Origin of the sequence: Streptomyces sp. sk2.1 (genome assembly GCF_008120935.1) — a bacterium.
In the GTDB taxonomy this organism is placed as follows: Bacteria; Actinomycetota; Actinomycetes; order Streptomycetales; family Streptomycetaceae; genus Streptomyces.
Genome location: NZ_RDBO01000103.1, coordinates 1 through 25,307 on the forward strand (window position 1 = coordinate 1; position 25,307 = coordinate 25,307).

A 25,307-nucleotide genomic window follows, 5' to 3' on the forward strand; every position below is an offset into this window, starting at 1 on the left:
CAACGCCCCCTGCTGGTGCGGCTCGGACCGCCCCTACCGGGAGTGCCACGGAGGCGAGTGAGCCCCGGCCGTACGGCCCCGGTCCCCCGCCCCGCCGCTCCGGCGGACGGGGAACCGGGGCCGCCCGACAAAGCACGGGCACCGCACACCCGCGATCCGTATGGTTCTGCCATGCCCGAACTCCAACGCCTCCGCCCCGACCACGCCCCCGCCCTGCTCGCGTTCGAGCGGGAGAACCGCGCGTACTTCGCGGCGTCGGTACCGGACCGCGGCGACGACTACTTCACCCACTTCGACGCCCTGCACGCCGAGCGGCTCGCCGAACAGGCCGAGGGCGTCTGCCACTTCCACCTCCTCGTGGACCCCGAGGGCGAGATACTCGGCCGGTTCAACCTGGTCGACGTCGAGGACGGTGCCGCGGACCTGGGCTTCCGCATGGCCGAGAAGGCCACCAAGCGGGGCCTGGCCACCACCGCCGTCCGCCGCCTGTGCACCCTGGCCGCCACGGAATACGGCCTCACCGCCCTCCACGCGTCGGCCGCCCTCGACAACACGGCCTCCCGCACGGTCCTGACCCGCACGGGCTTCGCCCCCACGGGAGAAGAGGTCTGGCTGAGCGACCGCCCGGGACTCCGTTACGTCCTGGACATCGCACGCAGAAGCTGACACGGACCGCCGACGCGGCCGGTGGCCGCGACGGGCGGGACCGGCCCCGGCACCGCGGGGCGGCGGATCGGAGAGGCGACCGGAGGCTTTGTCAACAGGATTCCCCTCTGTCCCACCTTTGCAATATCATCACATCCCCACCATTCGATCTCAGGGCCACACCTCCACACGCAGGTCTCAGCTCTGTGTGCGCGAGGAAGTGTTCATGCCTCCCTATCAGCCCTCCGCCGACTGGCAGTTCGAGATCCCGACCTCGGGCAGCAAGCGGCTCCCGCCGGCCGCCCGCTACGTCGAATCGCTGACGCACCAGGGCTACGGCTTCGAGGCGGCCGTCGCGGACCTCGTCGACAACTCCATCGACGCGGGCGCCCACAACGTCGTGGTGAGTTTCCTCCGGGACGAGGACCGGCTCGTCAGCCTCCTCGTCATCGACGACGGGCACGGCATGGACGACGAGGCCCTGGACACGGCGATGACGGTCGGCGGCCGTGAGAACTACTCCGAGACGGCACTCGGCCACTTCGGCGCCGGCCTCAAGGCCGCGTCGCTCTCCCACGCCGACTCGCTCACCGTCATCAGCCGGACCAGGAAGAGCCCGTCGACCGGCCGCCGCTGGCTGACCGCGCGCGCCCGGGCCGACTTCACGTGCGACATCGTCGACCCGGGTTACTGCCAGGACCTGGTCGACCGCTACGACGGGCTGATCCAGTGGAACGGCACAATCGTCCGCTGGGACCGGGTCCGCGCCTTCGAGACCGTCGTCGCCGGACAGGCCGACCGTTTCCTCAACGACGCGATCGAGAAGCTGGAGACCCATCTCGGACTCCACCTGCACCGATTCCTCGCCCGCGAGGGCTTCAACATAGACATCGTCGTGGAGGACGTGCGGACCAGGGACGAGCTGGACCACCGCGGCGTCGAACCCATCGATCCCTTCGGCTACCGCGTGCCCGGCCGGGCCGGCTACCCCCGTACGTACACCGCGCCGGTCGAGGGCGTCGGCGCCGTGCCGATGACCGCCCATGTCTGGCCGCCGAAGTCGCCCCTGGTCAGCTTCCGCGGCATCGGACCGCTGGCCGAGCGGCAGGGCTTCTACATCTACCGCAACGACCGGCTCGTCCAGGCGGGCGGCTGGAACGGCACCCGCAGCGCCGAGGGCCACCTCGCCCTCGCCCGGATCGCCGTCGACCTGCCCGGCGAGCCGAACGACGTCTTCGGCCTCACGGTGAAGAAGGACGGCGTGACCGTCACCCCCGCGTTCGCACGCGGCCTGGAACAGGCCGTCGACGAGTCCGGCCACACCTTCGGCGCGTACCTCCAGGAGGCCGAGGCGACCTACCGGGAAGCCTCCCGGCGCGCCACCGAACCGCAGCGCAAGGCCGTCCTCCCCGCGGGCAAGGGCATCGATCCCAAGCTCCGGCGCACCCTGCGCGACGAACTGCCGGAGCTGGAGGGCGAGGACCCGATCTCCTTCCGCTGGGACACGCTTCCGTCGGACGTGTTCTTCGAACTCGACCGCGAGGAACGGGAGGTGCGGCTCAACAAGGAGTACCGGCAGGTGTTCAACGGCGGCCGGCGCGGTGGTCTGAACGACGCACCGGTGGTCAAGAGCATGCTCTACCTCATGGTCAACGAGATCTTCCAGAAGGAACGGGTCCGGGCCGTCCACACCGACAACGTCGCGTTGTGGAACAGCGTCCTGGTGACGGCGGCGCGCTGCGAACTCGCACGCTGACCACCGACCGGCCCGCGTCCCCCGCCCGTCTCCCGAGGAAGCCGTTCCCCATGACCGACCACCTGTCCAACCTGCACGGCGACGTCCTGGCCGCGATGCGGCGAGGACCGAAGCACTTCGCGAAACTGGCCTTCGTCCTCTCCGAGGCCGACGAACCCGCCGACACGGAGCTGGGCCACTTCCGGGACCGGATCGCCGCCGCCGGTCCCGGCGACGCCCTCACCGCGCTCTGGCACCGCACCCTGACCGGCTGGGACCTGGCGGAACAGGCCGACTGGTCCACCGCCCCGCCCCGCACGGACGCCCGCCGCACGGACACGTACGACCGTCTCGGCTTCGGCGCCGACCTGCGCAGGGCACTCGACTCGGCGGTCCCTGTCTTCAAGGAGCCCGGTCCCACCGTCATCAGCAAGGAATTCGTCTCCTGGTACTCGCGGGACCTCGCCGCCGCCCGCTCCTTCTACTGGAACTCCTACGAGCAGCTGCTGCGCCGCAAGGGCTGGTCGGACGCCGCGGTGGCCGGCCTGGACGAGGCGAGCCACGCCGTGGTGGAACGCCTCTCCGACCCCACCCGCACCGAGGCGTACGGCGCCCGCGGACTGGTCGTGGGCTACGTCCAGTCCGGCAAGACGGCCAACTTCACCGGCGTCACGGCGAAGGCCGTCGACGCGGGCTACCGCCTGGTCATCGTCCTCGGCGGCACGCTGAACCTCCTGCGCGGCCAGACCCAGCGCCGCCTGGACATGGAGCTGATCGGGCAGGAGAACATCCTGCGCGGCGCCGACCCGTCCGACCCGGACTCGCTGGTCGGCGTGGACTACCAGGACGACGAGGACTGGCCGGCGAAGTTCGTCAGCCACGGCCACCGCCCGTTCAACATCGAACGCCTCACCACCCGGGACAACGACTACCGCAGCCTCCTTCAGGGCATCCGGGCCCTGGAGATCGAGAAGCGGGAACCGCACCTGCCGCTGTACGTCCCCGACAACCTGCACCGCGCGGCCGCCCGCGTCATGGTCGTCAAGAAGAACAAGTCCGTCCTGACCAACCTGGTGAAGGACCTCAGGAAGATCGGCCCGATCCTCCGGGAGATCCCCACCCTGATCATCGACGACGAGTCCGACCAGGCGTCCGTGAACACGTCCGACCCGAAGAAGTGGGAGTCGGGCCGGACGCAGCGCACCGCGATCAACGGTCTGATCTCCGAGCTCCTGGGCCTGCTCCCGCGCGCCCAGTACGTCGGCTACACCGCCACCCCGTTCGCGAACGTCTTCATCGACCCGAGCGACGGCGAGGACATCTTCCCGCGCGACTTCCTCATCTCCCTGCCCCGCCCCACCGGTTACATGGGCGTGCAGGACTTCCACGACCTGGACGGCGGGGGAACGGCCGAGGAGACCCACGTGCGCGGCATCCACGACGCCACGGGCGACCGTCTCCAGGAGGCGATGGACGCGTTCGTCCTCACCGGCGCGCTGAAGCTGTACCGCATCGATCACGGGGTCCCCGGGGACCCGTTCCGCCACCACACGATGCTGGTGCACGAATCGGTGAAGATGGACGACCACGCGGACCTGGCGCTGCGCATCAACACCCGGTGGCACCGGGCGGGTTACACCTCCCACGAGGGCCACGCCCGCCTGGAGAAGCTGCTCGCCGACGACTTCGCCCGCCACGCGGACGACGGCCTCCCGACCCCGTCCGACTACGCCGAGCTGCGCCCGTACGTCTCCCGCGCCCGTCAGCTCATCAACGCGGGCGGCAACCCGGTCGTGGTCGTCAACGGCGACACGGACCGCTACTTCTCCCAGGTGGACCTGGACTTCGACCGGACACCGAACGTCTGGAAGATCCTGGTCGGCGGCACGAAGCTCTCCCGCGGCTTCACGGTCGAGGGCCTCACCGTCACCTACTACCGCCGCACCACCCGCCAGGCGGACACCCTGATGCAGATGGGCCGCTGGTTCGGCTTCCGCCCCGGCTACCGCGATCTGGTCCGTCTCTACATCGGCCGCGAGGAACCACTGACGAAGACGCGGACGGTCGACCTGTACGAGGCGTTCGAGGCGATCTGCCGCGACGAGGAGACCTTCCGCTCCCAGCTCTCGCGCTACGCGGAACCGGTGGACGGCAGGCCCCGGGTGACCCCCGCCCAGATCCCCCCGCTGGTCTCCCAGCACCTGCCGTGGATCAAGCCGAGCGGCCGCAACAAGATGTTCAACGCGGAGCTGGTGGAGATCCGTTCACCGGGCCAGTGGGTCGAGCCGACGGCATACCCCACGGCCCCGGCGGACCTGCGGCACAACACGGAGACGTGGCGCCCGGTCCTGGAGTCGTTGGATTCAACCCCCGTCACACTGACGTGCTCGTCCTCCGAGCACGGTCGCTCCGACAGCTACGAGGCCCTGCTCGGCACGATCGGCCACGGCGCGCTGCTGAGGATCCTCCGTGACCTCCGATGGTCCGTTCCCGAGCAGTTCCCGCCGCACCTGGAGTCCCTCGTCCCGACCGGCGGGCCCGGGGAGGGCATCGACGACTGGTTGGTGATCCTCCCCCGGCAGACCTCGGCCCGCCGCACGGAGGCGACGGTCCTCGGTTCCCCTCCGCTGTCCCTGGCACACCGCACCCGTCGTCGCGGCGACCTCTTCGGCGCGATCAGCGAACCGAAGCACCGCGGGGTCGCCCTGCGGGTGGCGGGGGCACTGACGGACTCGGGCGACCCGCTGGTCGAGTCCCTCGTGCGCGAGCGGCGCGGCGTGGTGGTGCTGTACCCCGTGGTCGAGGACGAGCCCCGCCCGGCCGCCGACGGCTCCGTCGATCCCTCCCACCTGGTCATGGCCTTCTCCCTGGTCGCCCCGAAGTCGTCGACCGGGCGGGAGAGGGGCCTGGTGCGCTTCCGGACCGTCGATTCGGGAAGAGGAGATTCCGCGATCATCGACCGGACGGACGGCTGATCGTAGGAGACTTGTCGATGATGAGCACCGCGAAACCTTCCTCCCCCGAGGTGTCCGCCCGGATGAGCCGCCAGGCGAACCGCGACACCAAACCCGAGGTGGCGATCCGGAAGCTGCTGCACGCCGCCGGTTATCGCTACCGGGTCAACGAGCGGGTGCCCGGCATGTCCCGACGGACCATCGACATCGCCTTCACCCGTGCCAAGGTGGCGGTACTGATCGACGGATGCTTCTGGCACGGCTGTCCCCTCCACGCCACACGACCGAAGTCCAACGCCGAGTGGTGGCGCGTGAAGCTCGAACGGAACATGGAGCGGGACCGGGAGACGAACGAGCACCTGATCGGGGCGGGGTGGACGGTGCTGCGGTTCTGGGAGCACGAGCCCGCGGCCGGAGTCGCCGAGCAGGTGGCCGCGGCGGTCGATCGGGAGAGGGCCGGTCGTCGGCCCCGGGGCGGAGGCGGAAACGGATGAACGGGCTTCGATTCGTGGACGTCTGCGCCGGTGCGGGAGGACTGGCGCTGGGGCTGGAGGGGGCGGGCTTCGAGCCCGTGCTGCTCCTGGACAGGAAGCCGGTGGCCTGCGAGACGCTCCGGCTGAACCGGCCGGCCTGGAACATCCTGGAGATGGACCTCCTGGATTTCGTGCCCGACGAGTATCCCGACACCTACGACGTCGACCTGCTCTCGGCGGGACTGCCGCGTGTGAGGTCCAGCGCCACGGCGGCCAGGGCGGATACCGAGGAGGAGCTGCGCCTGCTGGAGGCGGCGGTGCTGCTCGCCCACTCGGTCCAGCCGCGCGCGCTGATCGTCGAGAACGTACCGGGCCTGGTGGACGCCCCGCAGTTCGAACCCACACGCGAGTTCATCCGCAAGGAACTGGAACACCTCGGTTACCGGTTCAGCTGGTTCGTGCTGAACGCCGCCGACTTCGGCGTACCGCAGGACCGCCGGCAGGGCGTGCTCGTCGCGCTGAAGGAGCGGTACTTCGACGCCTTCCGGCCGCCGGGGCCGACGGTCTCCGAACACGTCCCGGTCGGCAGGGCACTGCACCGGTCGATGGCCGCTCGCGGCTGGCCGGGGGCCGACGCATGGGCGGCCCGGGCGATCCATGTGGCTCCGACCCTGGTGGGCGGCTCGGACAACCGCGGGGGCGCCGACCTCGGGCCGACGGGGACGAAGAAGGCGTGGGCGCGCATGGGGGTCAACGGCGGCGCCCTGGCCGACGAGGTCCCCGGCCCGGACGACGACCCCGAGGCCATGATCAAGCTGACCGGCCCGCAGACGGCCGTCCTTCAGGCGTTCCCGCCGCAATGGCGGTTCGCCGGGAGGAAGACCGCTCGCCACCGACAGATCGGGCATGCGTCCCCGCCTCCGGTCGGCACGGCACTCGGGCAGGCCGTGGCCGCGGCCCTGGGCGCGTGATCCGGCCCGGCCCGGGCCCGGAAACACCGGGCGGAACGACCCCGGACGCCGGCTACACTTTCACACCATGACCCGCCCAGCACTCCCCTCCCACCCACCTGCGAGATTCGGGATCGTCGATCTCTTCGCAGGTCCCGGTGGCCTCGACATCGCCGCCACGATCATGCGGGACGAGGGTGTGGAGAGCATCGGGGTCGAGTGGGACGACGCCACCAGGGCCACACGGGCGGCGGCGGGCCTTCTGACCACCGACACGAAGGACGTCGCGGAGCTCGGCCCGTGCGACCCCGAGGTCGTCGGGGCGACCGTGCTCACCGGCGGGCCACCCTGCCAGTCCTTCTCCGTCGCGGGGAGCCGAAAGGGCCACAAGGCCCTGGACGACGTGCTGCGCCTGGCCACACGGTTGGCCGACCACGAGGACGGGGCCACGTTCGACACCGCGTGGAGCGAGGTCAAGGCCGAGACGGACGCCATGTCCGACGACCGCACGGGGTTCGTCCTCCAGCCGCTGCGCTGGATCATGGAGGCGAAACTCAAGCGCGGCAGGCCGTACGACGTGGTCGTCCTGGAGCAGGTGCCCACCGTGATGCCGGTGTGGAAGCACTACGTCAAGATTCTCCGGCGGACCGGCTACGCGGCCGACGCCCACGTCCTGCACTCCGAGGACTTCGGCGTACCGCAGGCTCGCCGGCGCGCCGTGCTGATCGCGCAGTACGACCCGGAGAACGTTCACAGGAAGGTCCGCTTCCCGGAAGCCACGCACCAGCGGTACAGGAAGGGCGTCGAGCGGCTGGCACCGGTGCACGGCCATCAGGACGGCTCGCTGTTCCCCGCCCCGCACGACGGTGGAACGCTCGCGCCCTGGGTCTCCATGGGGGACGCTCTCCGCGCGACGCGCCCCGACGACTTCGTCATGGTCTCCAACTACGGATCCGGCGGAGATCCCAAGAAACGGGGACGCCGCACCTCCGACGATCCCGCACCGACGATCACGGGCAAGGTGCGGCGCAATCGCCTCTTCGTCCTGAAGGAAGGCGATTCGGGTACGAAGGAGGACGGCGAGGAGCTGGAACGGCTGACGTTCGAGGAGGCCGGACTCCTCCAGTCGTTCCCCGCTGCATACCCCTGGCGGTCCACCGACGTGGCCCAGCAGATCGGCAACGCCATTCCGCCGCGTCTCTCCCTGCACATCCTGAGCAGCGCCCTCCTCCGCGAGCCCCCGAAGGAGGAGTGGTTCGATCGGCTCAGGGACTGGGAGCCATCGCGGCGTCCTGTGCGGGAGGGCACCGCCGAAGGCCCCTGAGGTCGGGGCCTTCGGATCGGCCTCCATCAGTTCCCGTCGTCGACGGCCTCCCTGCCGCGGACGGGAGCATCGGCGAAGAGCTTCGTGAAGTGGTCGACGAGCGCGGTGACGGAACTCTCCGGGACCCGCTCCTCGTCCGGCCCCTCCGGAAGGGCCCTGCGCGGTACTGCGGGCGCCCATTCCGCGGCGGCGATCCACTCCTGCGACGGCCGGCCGTCGCGCTCGGTGTCCGGGGCGAGGACGTCGTACATGAGTGTGGCGGCGGAGGCGTTGACGGCTCGTGCGAGCGCGTTGATCTCCCGGCCGGTGCCCACGGTGCCGCGGTCGATCAGACGCGCCATCGCCTGCGCCGTGGGCCGGTGGTCGATCACATCGAGCCGCAGTGCCGTGTTGAGCATGTCCTGGTGGGAGCAGACGGTCACGACGGGCCCGTAGTCGGCCCCGTTCCGGAACAGCTCGGCCGCCCACCACAGCCGGGCGAACGCCTGGGTGTAGGGCGCTCCGCGGAAGCGTGTGGCCGCGACCTTCGGGGCCTCGCCGTCCTTCCCGGATTCCGGCATGTGCCGCCAGACGACGTAGTCGGGGGCCACGCCCAGGGCCAGGTAGTTCCACAGCCTGCGGTCGGCGGCCTCGCGCCGGCTGAGCCTCAGGGTCGCGTGGAGGCGAGGAGCGAGCCAGGCATCGGCCGCGGTCGGCCTGCCGTCGCGGAACTCGTGCATGGCGTCGTCGACGAGATCGCGGACCGGCAGCAACGCCCCCCGGGCCTCCTCCCCGGGCAGTGGCTCGCTGATCTTGTTGAGCCCGATCGCCGGAACGTCCTCCTTTCCGGTGAGCAGTCCTTCGGTGAGGTACTGCGCGGCGTTGAGGTCCGCGAGCAGGGCCAGGCGTTCGGGCAGGTGGATCGGTTTGTCGGTCATGCTTCGGTTCCCCGGTGGAGTCGGTCCAGGCCACGGATCGTGGCTGTGAGGGCCTTGGGCACGTCGGCCCTGCGCGTCGCGGCGTAGTGGATCCGGGGTTGGAGATCGGTCCACCCCGACATCCCGGTCCTTCGCCGATGCACCTCGCGCAGCGCCTCCTCCAGCGGGCGGCCGGGCACGACGTCGGGGAGCATCTCGCGGAGGACCTCGCCCCGCCAGTCGTGGGGGAAGAGGGGCGTGCCGTCGTCCTCGACCTCCAGATCGCCGATGGCGGTGTGGAACACGGCGGTCCACACATCCGTGCACATCTGGGCCACCAGCAGATCGCGGACCAGGTTGTCGACCGGTGAGCCGTTGCCGCCCACGAGGTCGGTGACGCCCTCGAAATCGGTGTTCACGTGCACGGCCGGCAGATCGCCCGAGGTGTCGACGATCCAGGGCACGTCCCTGAAGGGGCGCAGCCACTCCGGCCCCTCCCGGAAACCGACCTCGACGACGTCGAGTGCCCGCTCGCGCAGGGGCGCGTCGGCCTTCAGGTCGATGATCCAGTCCTTCTCGGAAGCGGCGATCACACGTCCCGGCACCCCGTCCACCGTGGCGACCACGTGGACGGACAGCGTGGCACGGTCGAGATGGTCGACACGCCACAGGTCGAGGCGGCCGGTCCATTCGCGGCCGCCCTCCGCCGGGGGCTCCAGGCGGACGGTGGTCCGGGTGTTGGTGGATCCTTCGGCCAGGACGGCGAGGACCGCGACATCGGACCAGGGTCCGTCGGGGTCGGTGGCCCTACCCGGGACGGTGGCCGAGAGTGTCAGTCGGAGGCTCTCCCAGTCGTCCCGCCCCGCCGATCCGGGAGCGACGACCTGCTCGACGGTGGAGAACGTGCTGGTGTCGAGCGGTTCCCGGATCTCGCCCGGTCCCCTCAGTTCGACGGCGTTGACCCGGAGCGGGACGATCCCGGGAAGTCGCCTGTACGGATAGACCCTCACGCCCGGCCCCCCTTCTCGGTGCGGAGTTCCACGACGAGACCGCTGAACACGGCCCGTACCGGATGGGTGGACACGTCGGTGGTTCCCCGGAAGGTCGCGCTGCGCGCACCGGGCGCGAAGCGGATCGTGCCGTCGACCACTTCGCAGTTGTGCACGGCGACGAGCCGGGACCACGCCAGAACCGGTCGGGGACCGGAACGCACGTCCAGTTTGGCCACCGGCGCGGGGCGCCAGGAATCGCCGCCCGCGGGAATCCTCACCTCGGCCGTGACGCACCATGCGCCGTCGTCGTCGATCCGGGCGTCGAGCTCCTCCAGTGTCGGTGGCCCCGCCGCCGCCGTGGGTCGAGCCATTCTCCGCCCTCCCACGGCCAGGCTCCTGCGCAGCCGCTCCGCGCCTGCGTCACGCTTCTTCGCGGGCCGCGCGACCAGGTCGCGCACGGCCTTGTTGGTCAGGTTGGTGAGGGCGGCGATCCTTCGGTACGCGGACGGCGAGTACAGCATCCGCAGCTCCTCCGTCTGTCCCCACTTGTCGTGCTCGGGCGGCTCGGAGGCCCGGAGGAACGCCTCGGCCTCGGTCGCGAAGGGAGCCCCGTCGCCCGCGGCCCTGCCCGCGAGCAGCACGGCCTGGAAAGGGTCGGTCCCGACGGGCAGTCCGGGCACCCAGCCGGCCTTGACCGTCATGCGGTTGCCCCGCATCGTCGTCACCCTGTTCGGTTTCCCGTCGTCGCGGTCGTCGGCCTCCGTGACGAGCAGGACCGCCCGGTGCTCACCACCGTTTCCCTGTCCGGAGCGCCCGGGGACGACCAGCGGCACGGTCGTCATGGCCACCTGCCCGGATTCGGTCAGTCGCTCCACCGTCGTGCCGTCCAGGAACGCCTGCAGCGCACGCGTCCGCGAAGGCTGGGTGACCCGCGGGTCGACCCGCGCCTCCGGAATGATCTCCGTTCCGTTGCGGAGCGTCCGCACGGACGCCTCCAGCAAAGGCCGTTGAGTCCCCCCACCGGTCATGGCCGCCCAGAAGTTGCGGCCGAGGGCCTCCAGAAGGCGGTGGTGCATGCGATGAACGCTGTCGTCGTCCTCGACGTCGTCGTTGCGCTCGGTGCCCTCGACCAGGCTGGCCACGTCGTGGGCGCCCACGACCAGGAACGACGTGCCGGGCTCGGCGCTCTCGCGTGTGAGGTGGAGACGTTCGACGGTCTCCTCGTCGGCCCACCACGAACGGGTGACGTTCGCGTCCTTCGCGTCCGGGTCGGGCCGGCCGAACCAGGCGGGGCCGGCCCACGGTTCCCCGTCCACCTCCCTCCAGGGCAGGTCCAGTCGGCCGATGAGTCGGCGTTCGGTACGTCCCTCGTGCGGCTCGGACAGGGTGGAGTTCATGAGCACGAGGCCGAGTCGGCTCGTCGCCCAGAGCGTCGCCTTGCCGAGGCCGTACGAACCACCGGCACCACTCACCGACTTGTGGCTGTCGAGCTGGCGACGGACGACTGCGGCGAACCGGCCGGTCTCGTAGTCGTCGCCGGTCAGACCGGAGGCGTTGTAGTCGTCGACGCGGAGGAGAACCAGTCGGTCGCGCTCGTACATGTCGCGCAGCCCGGCGGCGATCACCCGTCCGACCTTCTGGTCCTGGGCGGCTGCCGCCTCGTAGTGCGGGAGGAGGTCGTCCCAGCGGATCTCGTCGCGGAAGCGGGCCAGCACCTCACCGGTCAGTTCGTGCAACGTGTACCTCACCCGGACCGGTTGGCCGAGGTCGAGACGCTCGTCGAGGCTGTTCTGCGTCGCTTCCCGTGCCAGGACCTCGACGTCCGCCTCGAAGGCGAAGGCCGCCGCATTGCCGAAGTCGCGCCCCCCGTCGGCGTACCCGGGGCGGTGGGCCCAGGAGACGGGAAGGCCGCCCAGGGCGTCGGTGGTACGGGTGTGGATGGTCCCCAGGTCGGTGCCGAGCGCCTCGGCGATCTTGACGATCGTCTCCTCGCGGGGGGTGGCCCGTCCGGTGATCCAGGCCGAGACCGCGGCCCGTGTCATCCCGACCCGCTGGGCCAGTTCGGCCTGGTTCATGCGCGACTGCTTCAGCTGCCGTGCGAGCCAGGGACCGAAATCCATGCCGTCCAACACCATCACTCCTCGGCTGCCTCGCTGCTCGTGAGGCCCACCGTACAGGGCATTTGACAGCCACCCGACCGCGACAACCAAAATTTGACACCCCTCCAGGGACCCCCGGAAGGTTCCGTTCGCTTCGATCGACAAGATGTCGCACAGTTCCAAGAAAACGGATTACACCCCGGAATGAACTTTTTCGCCGAAATTTCCGATCGGTCCGAATTACCCCCATGTGTACCGCCGTCAATCACGTGGCGGGCACCCTTGCGGCACCCCTCGTTCCCTGTGTAAGGTCGAACCGGGAAAAGCATGACCACCCGGGATCGGCACCGAAAACAAGGTGCCTTCTTCGACGTGCCCACACACTGCCCGCACGCCGAAGAGCCCTGGGGAAACCTGTCGGACCGGCACGATCGGAACGATGCGAAAAAATCCGCCGAACCCCTTGACGGAGAACAGGGAAATGGGATCTGATTCACCCACTCAGCGAATCCGGCATTCCAATTCTCGACCACCCGTTCATTTCGCGGAATACACACTCGTACCCTTGTGTGAATTCAGCCTCTCTGCACGTGCGCCATCCTGCAATAAAACCCGCATCGACCACGCACACATTCTCGAGAGAAGCAAGAGGGTTCACCCGTGTCCGACTCCGATGACGATTTTTCCCTCATCGACATGTACGACTCCTTCGAGGACCCGTGGCTGCGGTCCGAGTTCCTGGCCGCCCACGGCCTGACGCGTCCCGCCATCGCGTCCCTGCGGCGCCGCAGGGACGCCCTGTTGAGCAGCGGGGCCGAGGACACCACCGCCCGGGACTCGCCCTCCTCCTCGCGCGGCAGGAAGTCGCGCCGTCGTGCCCCGCGCACCGACCGGCGTCCCGGGGTGAACAACACGACCCGTCCCCCGAACCGGGGCCAGGAGCCGCGGCGCCCGCGTCGCCCGAGGCCCCGGGTCACCATCGTCATCGTCATCGAGCTGGACTGACCCCGGCGCACCCTCGACCGCCGGGCCCGCGCCCGAAGTCCATCCGTCGGCCGGCCGCACCTCGCCGCGGCCGGCCCCGGCTCGTCCCACGTTCAGTCCACGGCAATTGGAACGGGATCACGTTGAACCACCCCGAAGCGACGACCGGTCCGGACGTCCCGCCCGTCATCCGCAGGATCGTCGAGCAGTCGGCTCGCGTATTGGAGACGTACCGGGTCGACCCGGGGCTGATCCTGGAGCATGCCAACGGTGAGCGCCGTATCACCCAAGGAGGATACGGCGACCGTCAATTGTTCGAGTTGGTGCAGAATGCCGCCGACGAGATCGCCGGCTCCCCGGGCGGGAAGGTGCATGTCGTCCTCACGCAGACCCACTTGTACTGCGCCAACGAGGGAACGGCCGTCACCCCGGAAGGTGCGGAGACCATCCTCCGGATGAGCGTGTCGAGAAAGCGCGGGGGGCAGATCGGCCGTTTCGGGGTCGGCGTGAAATCGATCCTCGCCGTCACGGACACCCCTCAGTTCTTCAGCACGTCCGGGTCGTTCGGATTCGACCGGGCGTGGTCGTACGAGGCGATCCGGGAGGCACGCGGGACCGCACCGGACGAAGTGTTCGAGGCTCCGGTGCTGCGCATGGCCCGTCCGCTGGACGCCACGAAGGAGCGCGCGGAGGATTCCGTCCTCGACTCGTTGCTCGGCTGGGCCACCACCGTCGTCCGCCTGCCCCTGCTGCCCGGAGCGGCGGAGCGGCTCGGGCACGACATGCACACCTCCGCGGACGGGGGGGCGGAGCAGCGGGAATTCCCCGCGCGGTTCCAGCTCTTCTCCCATCACGTGGGCACGGTGATCCTGGAGGACACCCGTTCCGCGCCGCCGGTCCGCCGCGAGATCACGGTCGACCACGACGGCTGCCTGCACACCATCAACGAGACCCGAACCGACAAGTCGGAGTCCCGCTCCGTCTGGAAGGTGTTCAGCCACGCCCACCGGCCCACCGCGAAGGCCCGCGCGAGCGCGGGCGAGATGCACGACCGCGGAACGATCGACATCTCGTGGGCCGTTCCGGAGTACACGGGGGACACCGTGCTCGTCGCGCCCAAGGGACGGGGCGAGTTCTGGTCCTTCTTCCCGACGAAGTACCCCATGACGTTGAGCGGTGCCCTCAACGGTGCGTGGAAGACGAACGAGGACCGGCAGAACCTCCTGGACTCCAGTCCCTTCAACCAGGAGATCATCCAGGTGGCGGCGCGACTGGTGGTCGAGTCCCTGCCGCAGCTGGCCCCTGCCGAGGATCCCGGCGCGTACCTGCCCCTGCTCCCCGGCCGTACCAGGGAGTCGGAGACCCTGAACTGGGCCGACCGGTACCTGACCGAGCAGATCTGGAAGTTGGCCGCGCAGCTCCCGTCCCTCCCGGACCAGGACGGCGTCCTGCGAGCCCCCCGGGACCTGATGATCCATCCGGCGCCCATGCGCAACAAGGCGCCGCTCGGGCTCGAGTGGCTCCGCATGTGGAACGCCTGCCCGGGACGTCCGTCGAACTGGATCCACCCCTCGGTGGAGGCGGCCGAGTTCCGTGCCGGCAAGGTCGCACACGTCCTCGAGGAGACCAAGCAGGGGCGTGCGACGGTACGGGAGTGGCTGGAGGCTCTCGTGTCGTCCGGTACGGCCGAGGCGTCCGCCGTCGCCATCCGCATTCTCGCGGCGATGATCCGTGAGGCGTCCCCCTTCGCCGCCGAGGCCCGTTCGGCACGGATCGTGCTGACCGAGGAGAACGGGCTGGTGGCCCCGGTCGTCGGCAAGGTGTTCCGCCGGGCCGTTCAGGACGGGCTCCGGGACGGCACGACGTATGTCGACCGACGTCTCTCCGAGGACACGTCCCTGATCGACGACCTCACCTGGATCGGCATCCGCGAGGCCGACTCCCGGGGGCGCTTCATCGGCGTCCTGGAGCAGGGGTTCGACAACTACGGTCCACAGGACTGGACCCGATTCTGGGAGCTGTTCCACAGCGCGGGCGGCAGCCAGGTCGGCGGCGAGATCCGTGCCCGTGTCCCCGATCCCCTGACGACGCTCTTCGTGCGCACCGTGGACGGGCGCTTCCACCGCATGGCGGACTGCCTGCTGCCGGGAGAGGTCGTCCCCGGTGACGGTTCCCGGGACGGATCGATCGCCGTGGACCTGGGCTTCCACTCCGACGACAGGGCGCTCTTCCACGAATTCGGTCTGCGCACGGTCCCGACCACCGGGCACACCCCCTCGGACGAACCGTGGTTCGACGAGTACCGCACCGCCATCTTCGACAGCTACTGCCGGACGCTGAGCAGCAGCGCGGGGCGTCCTTCCATCAACCGGCTCAGGTTGGAGGGCCCGTCGTTCGGCGGGCCGCTGCACCTGCTGCTGTCGCTGTCGGACGAAGGCAGGGCCGCCTTCGTCAAGGCCCTGCCCGACGCGGGCGTCGTCGACTCCTGGACCATGCAGTTCGGCGCCCAGGTCACCACGCGCAAGACGATCTACTCGCCCCTGCGCTGGATGCTCGTACGGCATGGCAGGGTTCCCACCTCCCAGGGCGTCGTCCCGCTGTCCAACGCGGTGGGTCCGCAGCTCCACGCCTATGCCGATGTCCTTCCCGTGGCCGACATCAGCGCGGAGAAGGCACGCAAGCTGCATCTGCCGGTCCTGGTGGACGATGTCCCCGGGAACCAGTGGGACCGGCTCCTGGAGCAGCTCGGGAGCAGTGACGACGACGTCTTCGTCGGCCGCACCTACGTGATGCTGACCCGCTTGGAGGTGGACTTCCCCGAGGGGCAGCTCACCCGTTGCCGGGTCGGTGCGGAGTGGACCGGTCGCGAGGACCACGAGATCGCGGTGGCGGCCACCGAGGCGGAGTACCGGGCACTGCGTGCCGAGCAGATTCCGGCGCTGTTCGCCGGCAACGCGGAGGATGCCGCGCTGTTGGTCGAGACGTGGGGGATGCTCCGCCACTCCGACGTCATCAGCAAGGAGACGAGGCACGTGGGCATCGGTGAACCCACCTCCCTGCACGACGAGTTCCCGACACTGCGCCGCCGCAAGGGCAACTCGATCAACAATTACCGACTCCTGCGCTGCTCGGAGCTGGAGGAACTGACCCGCACGCCCCAGGGCACCCGGACCGCTCCGCTGACCAGCGCGCTCCGGGGCACCACCGTGCTCGTCCTCGACCCCGGCAGTCGGCTCGCCGCGCTGATGGCCGTCGACGAGGAGCTGCGTTGGGGGTTGGGGGAGGCCGGGTGCAGGGCCGTCCTCGATGCCCAGGAGCGCGAAGAGGCGGACCAGCAGCTGCAGGCATCCCTCCGCCGGGTCCGGGAGGCGGGGAGCGTCGAGGAGAAGCTGGAGCTCCTCATCGGTGCGGCCGCGCTCCGCGAGGGCCTGCCCCCGGGGCTGTTGGAGAGCGAACGCGCCGAACTCGGCGGCACCGAACCGTCCGGCCGCCGCATCGCCCGCATGGCGTACAACGCGCACGGCGACAGTGTCCTGCAGGTTCACGCCAAGGATCTGCTGGCAGCATTCCCGGGTCAGGCGCCGTCGGGCTTCACCGGTTCCTCGTCCGCGGTGAGGTTCGTCTCGGAATTCGGCTTCCCCGACTCCTTCGCGGGCACGAGAACTCCCTCCCTGCCGCCCCGGGTCGACGTTCCCGGCCCCACGGCGTTCCCCCGGTTGCACGACTACCAGGAACAGCTCGCGGCAAAGGTGTTCGCGATGCTCGACCGGTTCGCACCGCAGCGCGGGATGCTCTCCCTGCCCACCGGCGCGGGCAAGACCCGGGTCGCCGCGGAGGCCGTCATCCGCTGGATCAAACAGGTGGGCGAACTGGACGGTCCCGTCCTCTGGATCGCGCAGACCGAGGAGCTGTGCGAACAGGCCGTCCAGAGCTGGAGCTTCGTCTGGTCGAAGGTGGGGGCCGGGATGCCCCTGACCATCAGCAGGCTCTGGACGACCAACGAGGCCGGGCCGGTCGGCGACCGCCCCCATCTCGTGGTCGCGACGGACGCGAAGCTGCGCAACTGCCTGGGAACCGACGGGTACGCCTGGCTCAGGTCGGCCTGTCTCGTCATCGTCGACGAGGCGCACGTCGCCATCTCGCCCCAGTACACGGAGATCCTGTCCCAGCTGGGCCTGACCGCCCGCGAGACGCGACGCCACCTGCTCGGGCTCACCGCGACCCCGTTCCGCAACACCAACGACGAGGAGACCAGGCGCCTGGTCCAGCGTTTCGGGACGCAGCGGCTCGACGACGGGGTGTTCCGGTCCGGCGACCCGTACGCCGAGCTCCAGGAACTCGGCATGCTGGCCCGGGTCACCCATCGGGAACTGCCGGGTGGGACGATCGAGTTGACCAGCGCGGAGAAGGAGCGGGTCGATCAGATGAGTCTGTTGTCCAAGGCCGCGGAGCAGCGTCTGGCCGACGACCAGGACCGGAACGGTCGCATCCTGGAGGAGATCGCCGGGATGCCGGCCGACTGGCCCGTGCTGGTCTTCGCCACGTCCGTGGCCCACGCCAAGTTCCTGGCCGCCAAGCTCAAGGACCTCGGCATCACGGCCGCTTCGGTGGACTCGGCCACGTCCACCGGCGAGCGCAGGAGGAGCATCGACGACTTCCGCCTGGGCCGGGTCCGGGTGCTCACGAACTACGGCGTGCTGACCCAGGGGTTCGACGCCCCGGCCACCCGGGCCGTCGTCATCACCCGTCCCACCTACAGCCCCAACGTCTACCAGCAGATGATCGGTCGCGGCCTCCGCGGGCCCAACAACGGGGGCAAGGAAACCTGTCTGATCCTCAATGTCCGGGACAACATCACCAACTACGACAAGGCGCTCGCCTTCACGCAGTTCGAGCACCTGTGGAGGGCGAAGTGAGCGACGCCTACCTCGACAGCCCGCCCCTCACCGCGGAGCAGCAGGCGGTGGTGGACCAGCCCTGGGACGCCCGGCTGCTGGTCACCGCGGGCGCGGGCGCGGGCAAGACCCACACCCTCGTCCGTCGCCTCGACGCCCTCATGGGCGACGAGGAGGCGGCCCTGGAGGCCGGCGAGATCCTGGTTCTCAGTTTCTCCCGTGCGGCGGTTCGCGAGCTGCGCGAGCGGATCGCGCTGCACGCGCGCGAGGCCCGTCGGGTCCGGGTCCGGACCTTCGACTCGTGGGCGTACTCCGTGCTGCGGAGCGAGCAGCCGGACCGCGACTGGGGTGCTCTCCGGTTCGACGAACGGATCAGGGAGACCACGGAAGCCATCCTCCGCGGGGCCGTCGAGGCCGGTGAGCAGGGTGCCCCGGCCCATGTGGTGATCGACGAGGTCCAGGACCTGGTGGGCGACCGCCGGGACATGGTGGAGACGCTCATCGACCGGTTCCAGGACGACTGCGGTTTCACCGTGGTGGGCGACGGGGCCCAGGCGATCTTCGGGTTCCAGGTGTCGGACGAGGACGCCCGTGCCGCGGAGACGAACTACTTCTTCGACTGGTTGCGGGCGTCCTTCGTGGACGACCTGGTCGAGTTGCATCTCTCCGGCAACTTCCGCGCCCGTACCGACGAGGCGCGCACCGCTCTGCCCCTCGGCGGTGAACTCCAGCGGCTTCCGTCCGAATCCGCGGAGTCGGACGCGGCCGGCGAGGGCTTCCACCGCAAACTGGTCGATCTGCTGCGATCCTGCCCGGATTTCGGCGCCCTGGACGACCCCTTCACCATCGAATCGCTCCAGGACTACCCGGGTACCTGCGCGATCCTCTGCAGGGACAACCGGCAGGCACTGGTGCTCTCGGACACGCTGTTCTCCCTGGGCGTGCGGCATCGGATGCAGCGCGCCCTCCAGGACCGACCCGTTCCCGCCTGGGTCTCCTCGGTGCTGCGCGGAACCGGTTCCACCACCCTGACCGAGGAACGCTTCGGGGAACTCCTCTCCGAGTGCGCCACGCCCCCCGTCGGCGACCGTGCGAGGATCTGGCGTTCGCTCCGGGGGACCGCACGCGGGCCGCGGGGTTCCCTGGACCTGTCGGCCGTGCGCCGACTGGTCGTCGAGGGGCGCTTCCCCGACGATCTCGCCGCCGTGGAACCGGCCGACCTGGTGGTGTCGACGGTGCACCGGGCCAAGGGGCTCGAATTCGATCGTGTGATCGTGGTGGAGCCCGCGACGATGGCGGAACTGCGCAAGCAGCACAGCCACGTGGATCCGGCGGCCGAGGCCAGGGCACTCTACGTCGCGATGACCCGCCCCCGTGACGACCTGTTCCGTCTCGCCGCACCGGACACGGCGCTCGTCCGCAAGGACCGCTCGACCGACCGCTGGTACCTCGGGGGCTGGAAGTCCTACATCCGGGACGGCATCGCCGCCACGGCCCGCGACGTGTGCCGGGAGCACCCGCCGGGAACGGACGGGTTCACGGGCGACGCCGGGACGATCCAGGACCATCTGGCGTCGTCGGTCCTCCCCGGGGACGAACTGGTGCTCCGTCTCCAGCACGAACTGCCCGTCGCCGCCGACCAGAGTCCCCCCTACACCGTCCTGCACGGGGAGCGACCGGTCGGAGTCGTGTCGGAGCAGTTCCGCAGGGACCTGTACGCGTCCTTGAAGATCAACCGGACGTGGGACATCGACTGGCCGGTGTCGATCACGGGCTTCCGGGTGGACTGTCTGGAGAGCGTGGCCGGCAGCACGGCGTCCGGCGCCCGCGCCGGGCTCGGTGACCACGGGGTCTGGACGGTGCCCCGGCTGTCGGGAATCGGACGGTACGAACGAGCGAGGAAGACCCGGGAGGACCACAGCCGATGAAGGACGACAACCCGCACTCCGCCCACTACGCGGTGCGCGAAGAACTCGTCGCGCAGCTCCGCAGGGATCTGCTGGGGCCCGGGACCGCCGACGAGGTCCTCACCCAGGACCCGCCGATCACGACCTACCCGATCGGAGTGCTGTTCCCCCTCCCGGCGGACGAGGAGGCCGCCGACGCGCTCGACGACGACGCGGCCGAGAACGACGGTCTCGACGACAGCCCCCTCGTCAGGGGCGGCCGTGACATCGAGGATCCCGGCCCCGACACCGGGGCCCCGCTCACGGGCGACAGGCGTCCGTCGTCGATGGGCCTCACCTTCGCCGTCGATCCCGCCGTCTCGTCCGGAATCGTCGTGCTCGCGGAGGCCGCGGTCTACGACCCGGTCGACCCTCAGGGGCGTCCGATCGCCGCCAGGCGGGCCGAGGCACGCAGCACCTCCGACCGGAACGAGCACTGGCGGCGGCGCGTGCTGGATCTCCGCCCCGTCCCGATCGACGTGACGGATCCGCGCACGCACCGGCACAATCCGCTGGACGGGGACGACGCCGTGAACATCGAGGTTCTCGTGCGCCCTCCGTCCGCGTCGACCGGCACCGTCACCGTCACCGTCACACTGATCAATTCCAGGAGGGTCGGCGAGCGGGAACTCCAGGACGCCTTCTGCCTCTACCAGCCGCGCCTCACCGTGACCACGGCCTCGGGCGCGCCGGCGTTCGTGGAGCGTCCGGCGGACCGGCGGGCGGACGATCCGGAGGTGGCGGCCAGCAGGCTCCTGCATCGGCACGCTCCCACCTTCGCCGTGGGGCACGGATGCGCGGCCGACTGGGACTGGACGCCTCCTCCGGTGGGGGCCCCCGGCATCGACCGGGCCGGGATCGCCTCCGTGCGGACCGAATTCGTCCCGGCCCATGAGGTTCTGCTGACCGACTCCAACCCCGACATCGACGATTCCGCGCTCACGATGCACGGTCTGGCGACCCTTCCCGACACCGATGTGCTCGCGGCGCTGAACGGTCTGATGGCCGGCTACTCGGGGTGGATCGACCGGAAGGAGGCCGAGGCCGACGCCTTCGCGGGCACCTCGTACGAGCCCCCGGCACGGAAGCAGATCGAGCAGTGCCGCACGGCTCTCGGCCGGATGCGCCACGGCATCAGGATCCTCGGCACCCGGCCGGAGGCGATGAAGGCGTTCAGGCTCGCCAACCGTGCGATGGCCCAGCAGCGCGCCCGCAGCGAGTGGGTGCGGAACGGGCGCGAGGGCACGCCCGACGAGACCACGGGACGCTGGCGCCCGTTCCAGATCTCCTTCATGCTGCTGTGCCTGGAAGGGATCGTCGACCCCGCCCACGAGGACCGGCAGGTCGCCGACCTGCTCTGGTTCCCCACCGGCGGCGGGAAGACCGAGGCTTACCTGGGGCTGATCGCCTTCACCACGTTCCTGCGCCGCATCCGGCTCGAGGAGCGCGGCGGGGGCGTCACGGTGCTCATGCGCTACACCCTGCGCCTGCTCACCCTGCAGCAGTTCGAGCGGGCCGCCGCGCTGATCTGCGCGATGGAACGCATTCGCCTCGGTGACGAACGGACCCTGGGCACCGAGCCCATCTCCATCGGCATGTGGGTCGGCCAGTCCGCCACGCCCAACAAGCTGTCGGTGGCCGAGGAGAGCCTGAACGAGCTCCGTCGGGGCAAGCAGCTCCAGGAGAGGAACCCCGTCCAGCTCCGCTCCTGCCCGTGGTGCGGCACCCGTCTGGACGCCTATCAGTACGAGGTCGACGAGGAGGCCCGGCGGATGCACGTCCGCTGCCCCGACACCTGGTGCGACTTCCGTACGGGCCTGCCCGTCCATCTGATCGACGAGGCCGTCTACGACGCCCGTCCGACCCTGGTGATCGCCACCGTCGACAAGTTCGCCGCGATGCCGTGGCGTGAGAGGACTGCTGCCCTCTTCAACCGGGACCGCGACGACGACACCCCGCCGCCCGAGCTGATCGTCCAGGACGAACTGCACCTCATCTCCGGCCCCCTCGGCACCCTCACCGGGCTGTACGAGACGGCCGTCGACCTGCTGTCGGACAGCCCCAAGGTCATCGCGTCGACGGCGACGATCCGCCGGGCCTCGCAGCAGGGGAAGGCGCTCTTCGACCGCGAGGTCTCGCAGTTCCCCCCGGCCGGGCTGGACGCCCGGGACTCCTGGTTCGCCGTGGAGACCCCACGGGAGCGGAAGGCGAGCCGCCAGTACATCGGTCTGCTCACTCCGAGCACCAGTCAGTCCACGCTCCTCATCCGCACCTACGCGACGCTCCTCCACCGGGCGGCACGTGCCGACACCACCGAGGAGGTACGGGACGCCTACTGGACGCTCGTCGGGTACTTCAACAGTCTCCGACTGCTCGCCGCCGCGGAACTGCAGGTCCACGACGACGTCGACGCCTATCTGGAGTACCTGGCCGAGCGGGACGGCGGCGAACGGCGGAGGATCCGGGAACAGACCGAGCTGACGAGCCGGGCCAACTCCAGCGAGGTGCCCGCTCGCCTCAAGCAGATCGAGCAGCGGCTGCCGCACCCCGACGTCGTGGACGTCCTGCTGGCGACCAACATGATCTCCGTCGGGGTGGATGTCGACCGCCTCGGGCTGATGGCCGTCATGGGGCAGCCGCAGACCACCGCGGAATACATCCAGGCGACCAGCCGAGTGGGCCGGCGCCATCCCGGCCTGGTCGCGGTCATGCTCAATTCCTCCCGCTCCCGGGACCGTTCGCACTACGAGAGCTTCCAGCACTTCCACTCCGCCCTGTATCGCGAGGTGGAGTCGACGAGCGTGACGCCGTTCTCCTCCCGCTCCCGTGAGCGCGGGCTGCACGCGGTCGTCGTCGCACTCGCCCGGATCCTGATCCCGGCGGCACGTCCGGACGACGGCGCCGGGCGGATCGACGAGTTCCGGGACGAGTTGCAGCACGTCGTCAGGACGGCGCTGCTGGCCAGGGTCGCCTCGGTCGACAAGGACGAGTACCGGGCCACGGCCGATGCCTTCGACGAGTTCGTCGAGTGGTGGGCGGACGAGGCCGCGGCCCACGGCGGACTCACCTACGAGCCGAAGCGCGGCAGGAGGACACCGTCCCTGCTCTGTTCGTTCGACGACGAGAAGAACGAGGAAGCGTGGCCCACGTTGTGGAGCCTGCGGGACGTCGATGCCGAATCCGCTCTCTTCATGGAGGCAACCCGATGACCCCTCCCCCTGCCCGGCGCCGTCGAGGCGGAGCCCCCGAGCGCAGTTTTCCGCGACGGGGGTCGGTGCGCCGCGCCCAGATGATCACCACGTACGGTGTCGGCTCCCTGGTGGCGGTCGACAACGAATCGTTCATCGTGAGCGGAATCGACTCGTGGAACATCGGCGAGGCGCCGACCATCCATGAGCACCGGCTCGCACGCGTGCTGGGGGTGAAGTCCTTCCGCCTCCCACCGGCGTCCGACGACACCAGCAGGGACGGTGTCCGGGTACGGCGGTTCCCGCTCTGGCACTCCTGCCCCAACTGCAACGCGTTGCAGCACGTCCGCGGGTTCAACTCCCCGCCGGGGAAGAACGAGTGCGGGGATTGCGACGAGGAACTGGTGCCCTCACGATTCGTCATGGCGTGCGCCAAGGGGCACATCGACGACTTCCCGTACTGGAAGTGGGCCCACCGGAGCAACCGGCAGGAGGGCGAATCCGGATTCTGCGGCGGCGAGATGCGGCTGCGCACCAGCGGGAAGACCGCTTCCCTCCGTTCCGTCCTGATCTCCTGCACCTGCGGAATCCCCGAGGTCTCGATGGAGGGGGCGTTCCGGCGCCAGGCCCTGTCCGGGCTGAAGGTCTTCTGCAGCGGCCGCAGTCCGTGGTTGAAGGACGCTCCGACGGAGCACTGCTCGGAGACGCCCCGGACGCTCCAGCGCGGTTCCTCCGTGGCCTGGCAGCCCATCGTGAGGACCGCGTTGTCGATCCCGCCGTGGAGCGACGGTCTGGCCGCCCGCCTCGAACCGCACTGGGAGGACCTCCGCGAACTCGGGATGGATCCCGCCGCGATCGGGATCTATCTCAAGGCCCTGACCATGAAGGAGACGTACGAGTTCCCGGTCGACAGGGTCATGGCCCTCCTCGAATCGGAGAATCACGAGGACGGGGCGCCCGAGCAGGAGCAGAGCCGGGACGACGCCTACGTGGCGCTGCGGAAGCAGGAGTACGAGCGGCTGCGCGAGGGGAGGCCCGAGAGCGGGTCGGACCACGAGGAGCAGTTCATCTGCGAGCCCCCGCGCTGCTCCTCGTCCCTCCTCGTCCCGTACGGCGTGACGGGACCGATGCTGGTCAAGCGGCTGCGCGAGGTCCGGGCCCTGAAGGCGTTCTCCCGGGTGGACACCCCGGACACACATGCCGACGTGCACGAGGCGCCGCTGTCGTCGGCCTCCGTGGACTGGCTTCCCGCCATGGAGGTCCAGGGCGAGGGGGTCTTCCTGCGGCTCGACGAGCAGCGGCTCGATTCCTGGGCGCGGAGCGCGGCGGTCGCCGCGCGGGTCGAGCGGATCAGGAACAACCATCTGCGCATGCTGCGGGAGCGCGCACGGGACGCGCGGAAGGTACCCGACTCGCCCGCGAGTCCTCGCATGGTGCTCCTGCACACGCTGGCCCACGTCCTGATCAACGAGTGGAGTCTGGACGGTGGTTACCCGACGGCCTCTCTCCGGGAACGGTTGTACACGGACGACACCATGGCGGGCATTCTCATCTGCACGGCGACCAGTGACTCCGCCGGCAGCCTCGGCGGCCTGGTCGCCCAGGGGGAGCCCGACCGTCTGGAGCCCGCCCTGCGCTCGGCCCTGGAGAGAGCCCGGTGGTGCTCGGCGGACCCGCTCTGCGTCGAGTCCGGCGGAAGCGGGGTCGGCGGCATCAATCTCGCGGCCTGTCATGCCTGCGTGCTGTTGCCCGAGACGAGTTGCGAGCACAACAACGGCCTGCTCGACCGGGCATTGCTGGTGGGTACGCCGGAGGACCCGTCGATCGGTTTCTTCCACGAAGCACTGCGGCTCTGACCGCGCGGGCCCCTTGCCCGGGCCGGCCGCGCACAACACTGCCCCCGCACGCCACGACGGCGTGCGGGGGCAGTGGGGCCTCAAGGGCGGGCCGAGCGGTGGGCTCGTCAGTGCTGCTGCTGGGCCTTGCGGCGGCGGAGGGCCAGGTAGGCGCCTGCTGCCACGAGGGCGGCTGCTGCTGCGGACAGCAGGCCGACGGGGGCGCCCGTGCCGGTCTCGGCGAGGTCGCCCCCGGTGGGCCCGGACGGTGAGGGCGACGCCGACGCGGGCGGGGAGGAGATGGAGGACTGCGGGGTGGGGACCGTACCTCCGGGGGTGGACGGCGTGGGTTCTCCGCTCGGCTTCGCCGGGCCGGAGGACGGGGCCGACG

16 protein-coding genes are annotated in these 25,307 nt (G+C 70.1%); 12 read left to right on the forward strand and 4 right to left on the reverse strand.

What is annotated here, in order from left to right:
• From EAO76_RS47865 to EAO76_RS40705, 7 genes are all read left to right on the forward strand, one after another.
• A partial coding sequence (locus EAO76_RS47865; RefSeq protein WP_187438999.1) for an SEC-C metal-binding domain-containing protein occupies positions 1–61 on the forward strand: 61 nt, incomplete at its 5' end.
• 110 nt (positions 62–171) lie between these two features.
• Positions 172–666: a GNAT family N-acetyltransferase gene (locus EAO76_RS40680; protein WP_148841274.1), complete on the forward strand. Its 495-nt coding sequence runs from the start codon at positions 172–174 to the stop codon at positions 664–666.
• A gap of 205 nt (positions 667–871) precedes the next feature.
• On the forward strand, positions 872–2,401 hold the full coding sequence (locus EAO76_RS40685) for an ATP-binding protein (protein ID WP_148841275.1): 1,530 nt from the start codon (positions 872–874) through the stop codon (positions 2,399–2,401).
• A 50-nt stretch (positions 2,402–2,451) separates the two neighbouring features.
• On the forward strand, positions 2,452–5,355 hold the full coding sequence (locus EAO76_RS40690; RefSeq protein WP_148841276.1) for a Z1 domain-containing protein: 2,904 nt from the start codon (positions 2,452–2,454) through the stop codon (positions 5,353–5,355).
• A 17-nt stretch (positions 5,356–5,372) separates the two neighbouring features.
• The gene (locus tag EAO76_RS40695) at positions 5,373–5,828 is read left to right on the forward strand and encodes a very short patch repair endonuclease (protein ID WP_148841277.1); all 456 of its coding nucleotides are present in this window, start codon (positions 5,373–5,375) and stop codon (positions 5,826–5,828) included.
• Positions 5,825–6,778, forward strand: coding sequence for a DNA cytosine methyltransferase (locus EAO76_RS40700; protein ID WP_148841278.1), 954 nt, complete (start codon positions 5,825–5,827; stop codon positions 6,776–6,778). The genes EAO76_RS40695 and EAO76_RS40700 overlap by 4 nt, the downstream gene beginning before the upstream one ends.
• 67 nt (positions 6,779–6,845) lie before the next feature.
• Complete coding sequence (locus EAO76_RS40705) at positions 6,846–8,081, forward strand: DNA cytosine methyltransferase (RefSeq protein WP_148841279.1); 1,236 nt, start codon at positions 6,846–6,848, stop codon at positions 8,079–8,081.
• Between the two features lie 26 nt (positions 8,082–8,107).
• Here EAO76_RS40705 and EAO76_RS40710 read toward each other — a convergent pair whose 3' ends face one another.
• Genes EAO76_RS40710 through EAO76_RS40720 form a run of 3 tightly spaced genes read right to left on the reverse strand, consistent with a single transcriptional unit; the run spans position 8,108 to position 12,089 of the window.
• Entirely contained in the window at positions 8,108–8,998 is an 891-nt protein-coding gene (locus EAO76_RS40710) for a DUF6339 family protein (RefSeq protein WP_148841280.1), read from the reverse strand.
• Positions 8,995–9,987, reverse strand: coding sequence for a hypothetical protein (locus tag EAO76_RS40715; protein ID WP_148841281.1), 993 nt, complete (start codon positions 9,985–9,987; stop codon positions 8,995–8,997). The genes EAO76_RS40710 and EAO76_RS40715 overlap by 4 nt, the downstream gene beginning before the upstream one ends.
• On the reverse strand, positions 9,984–12,089 hold the full coding sequence (locus tag EAO76_RS40720; protein ID WP_148841288.1) for a helix-turn-helix transcriptional regulator: 2,106 nt from the start codon (positions 12,087–12,089) through the stop codon (positions 9,984–9,986). Before EAO76_RS40720 ends, EAO76_RS40715 begins: the two co-directional genes overlap by 4 nt.
• A gap of 639 nt (positions 12,090–12,728) precedes the next feature.
• On the opposite strand from EAO76_RS40720, the gene EAO76_RS40725 reads away from it, so the two are divergent.
• From EAO76_RS40725 to drmB, 5 genes are all read left to right on the forward strand, one after another.
• On the forward strand, positions 12,729–13,073 hold the full coding sequence (locus tag EAO76_RS40725; RefSeq protein ID WP_148841282.1) for a hypothetical protein: 345 nt from the start codon (positions 12,729–12,731) through the stop codon (positions 13,071–13,073).
• Between the two features lie 122 nt (positions 13,074–13,195).
• The gene (locus EAO76_RS40730) at positions 13,196–17,968 is read left to right on the forward strand and encodes a DEAD/DEAH box helicase (protein WP_148841283.1); all 4,773 of its coding nucleotides are present in this window, start codon (positions 13,196–13,198) and stop codon (positions 17,966–17,968) included.
• Complete coding sequence (locus EAO76_RS40735; protein WP_148841284.1) at positions 17,965–19,875, forward strand: UvrD-helicase domain-containing protein; 1,911 nt, start codon at positions 17,965–17,967, stop codon at positions 19,873–19,875. Before EAO76_RS40730 ends, EAO76_RS40735 begins: the two co-directional genes overlap by 4 nt.
• The gene (locus EAO76_RS40740) at positions 19,872–23,102 is read left to right on the forward strand and encodes a helicase-related protein (RefSeq protein WP_148841285.1); all 3,231 of its coding nucleotides are present in this window, start codon (positions 19,872–19,874) and stop codon (positions 23,100–23,102) included. Before EAO76_RS40735 ends, EAO76_RS40740 begins: the two co-directional genes overlap by 4 nt.
• Positions 23,099–24,937 carry a DUF1998 domain-containing protein gene (gene drmB / locus EAO76_RS40745; RefSeq protein WP_148841286.1) on the forward strand — a complete coding sequence of 613 codons (1,839 nt, stop codon included), beginning with the start codon at positions 23,099–23,101 and terminating at the stop codon, positions 24,935–24,937. The genes EAO76_RS40740 and drmB overlap by 4 nt, the downstream gene beginning before the upstream one ends.
• A gap of 107 nt (positions 24,938–25,044) precedes the next feature.
• Here drmB and EAO76_RS40750 read toward each other — a convergent pair.
• Positions 25,045–25,307: LPXTG cell wall anchor domain-containing protein (locus tag EAO76_RS40750; protein WP_148841287.1), on the reverse strand; the 263-nt coding region annotated here is incomplete at its 5' end.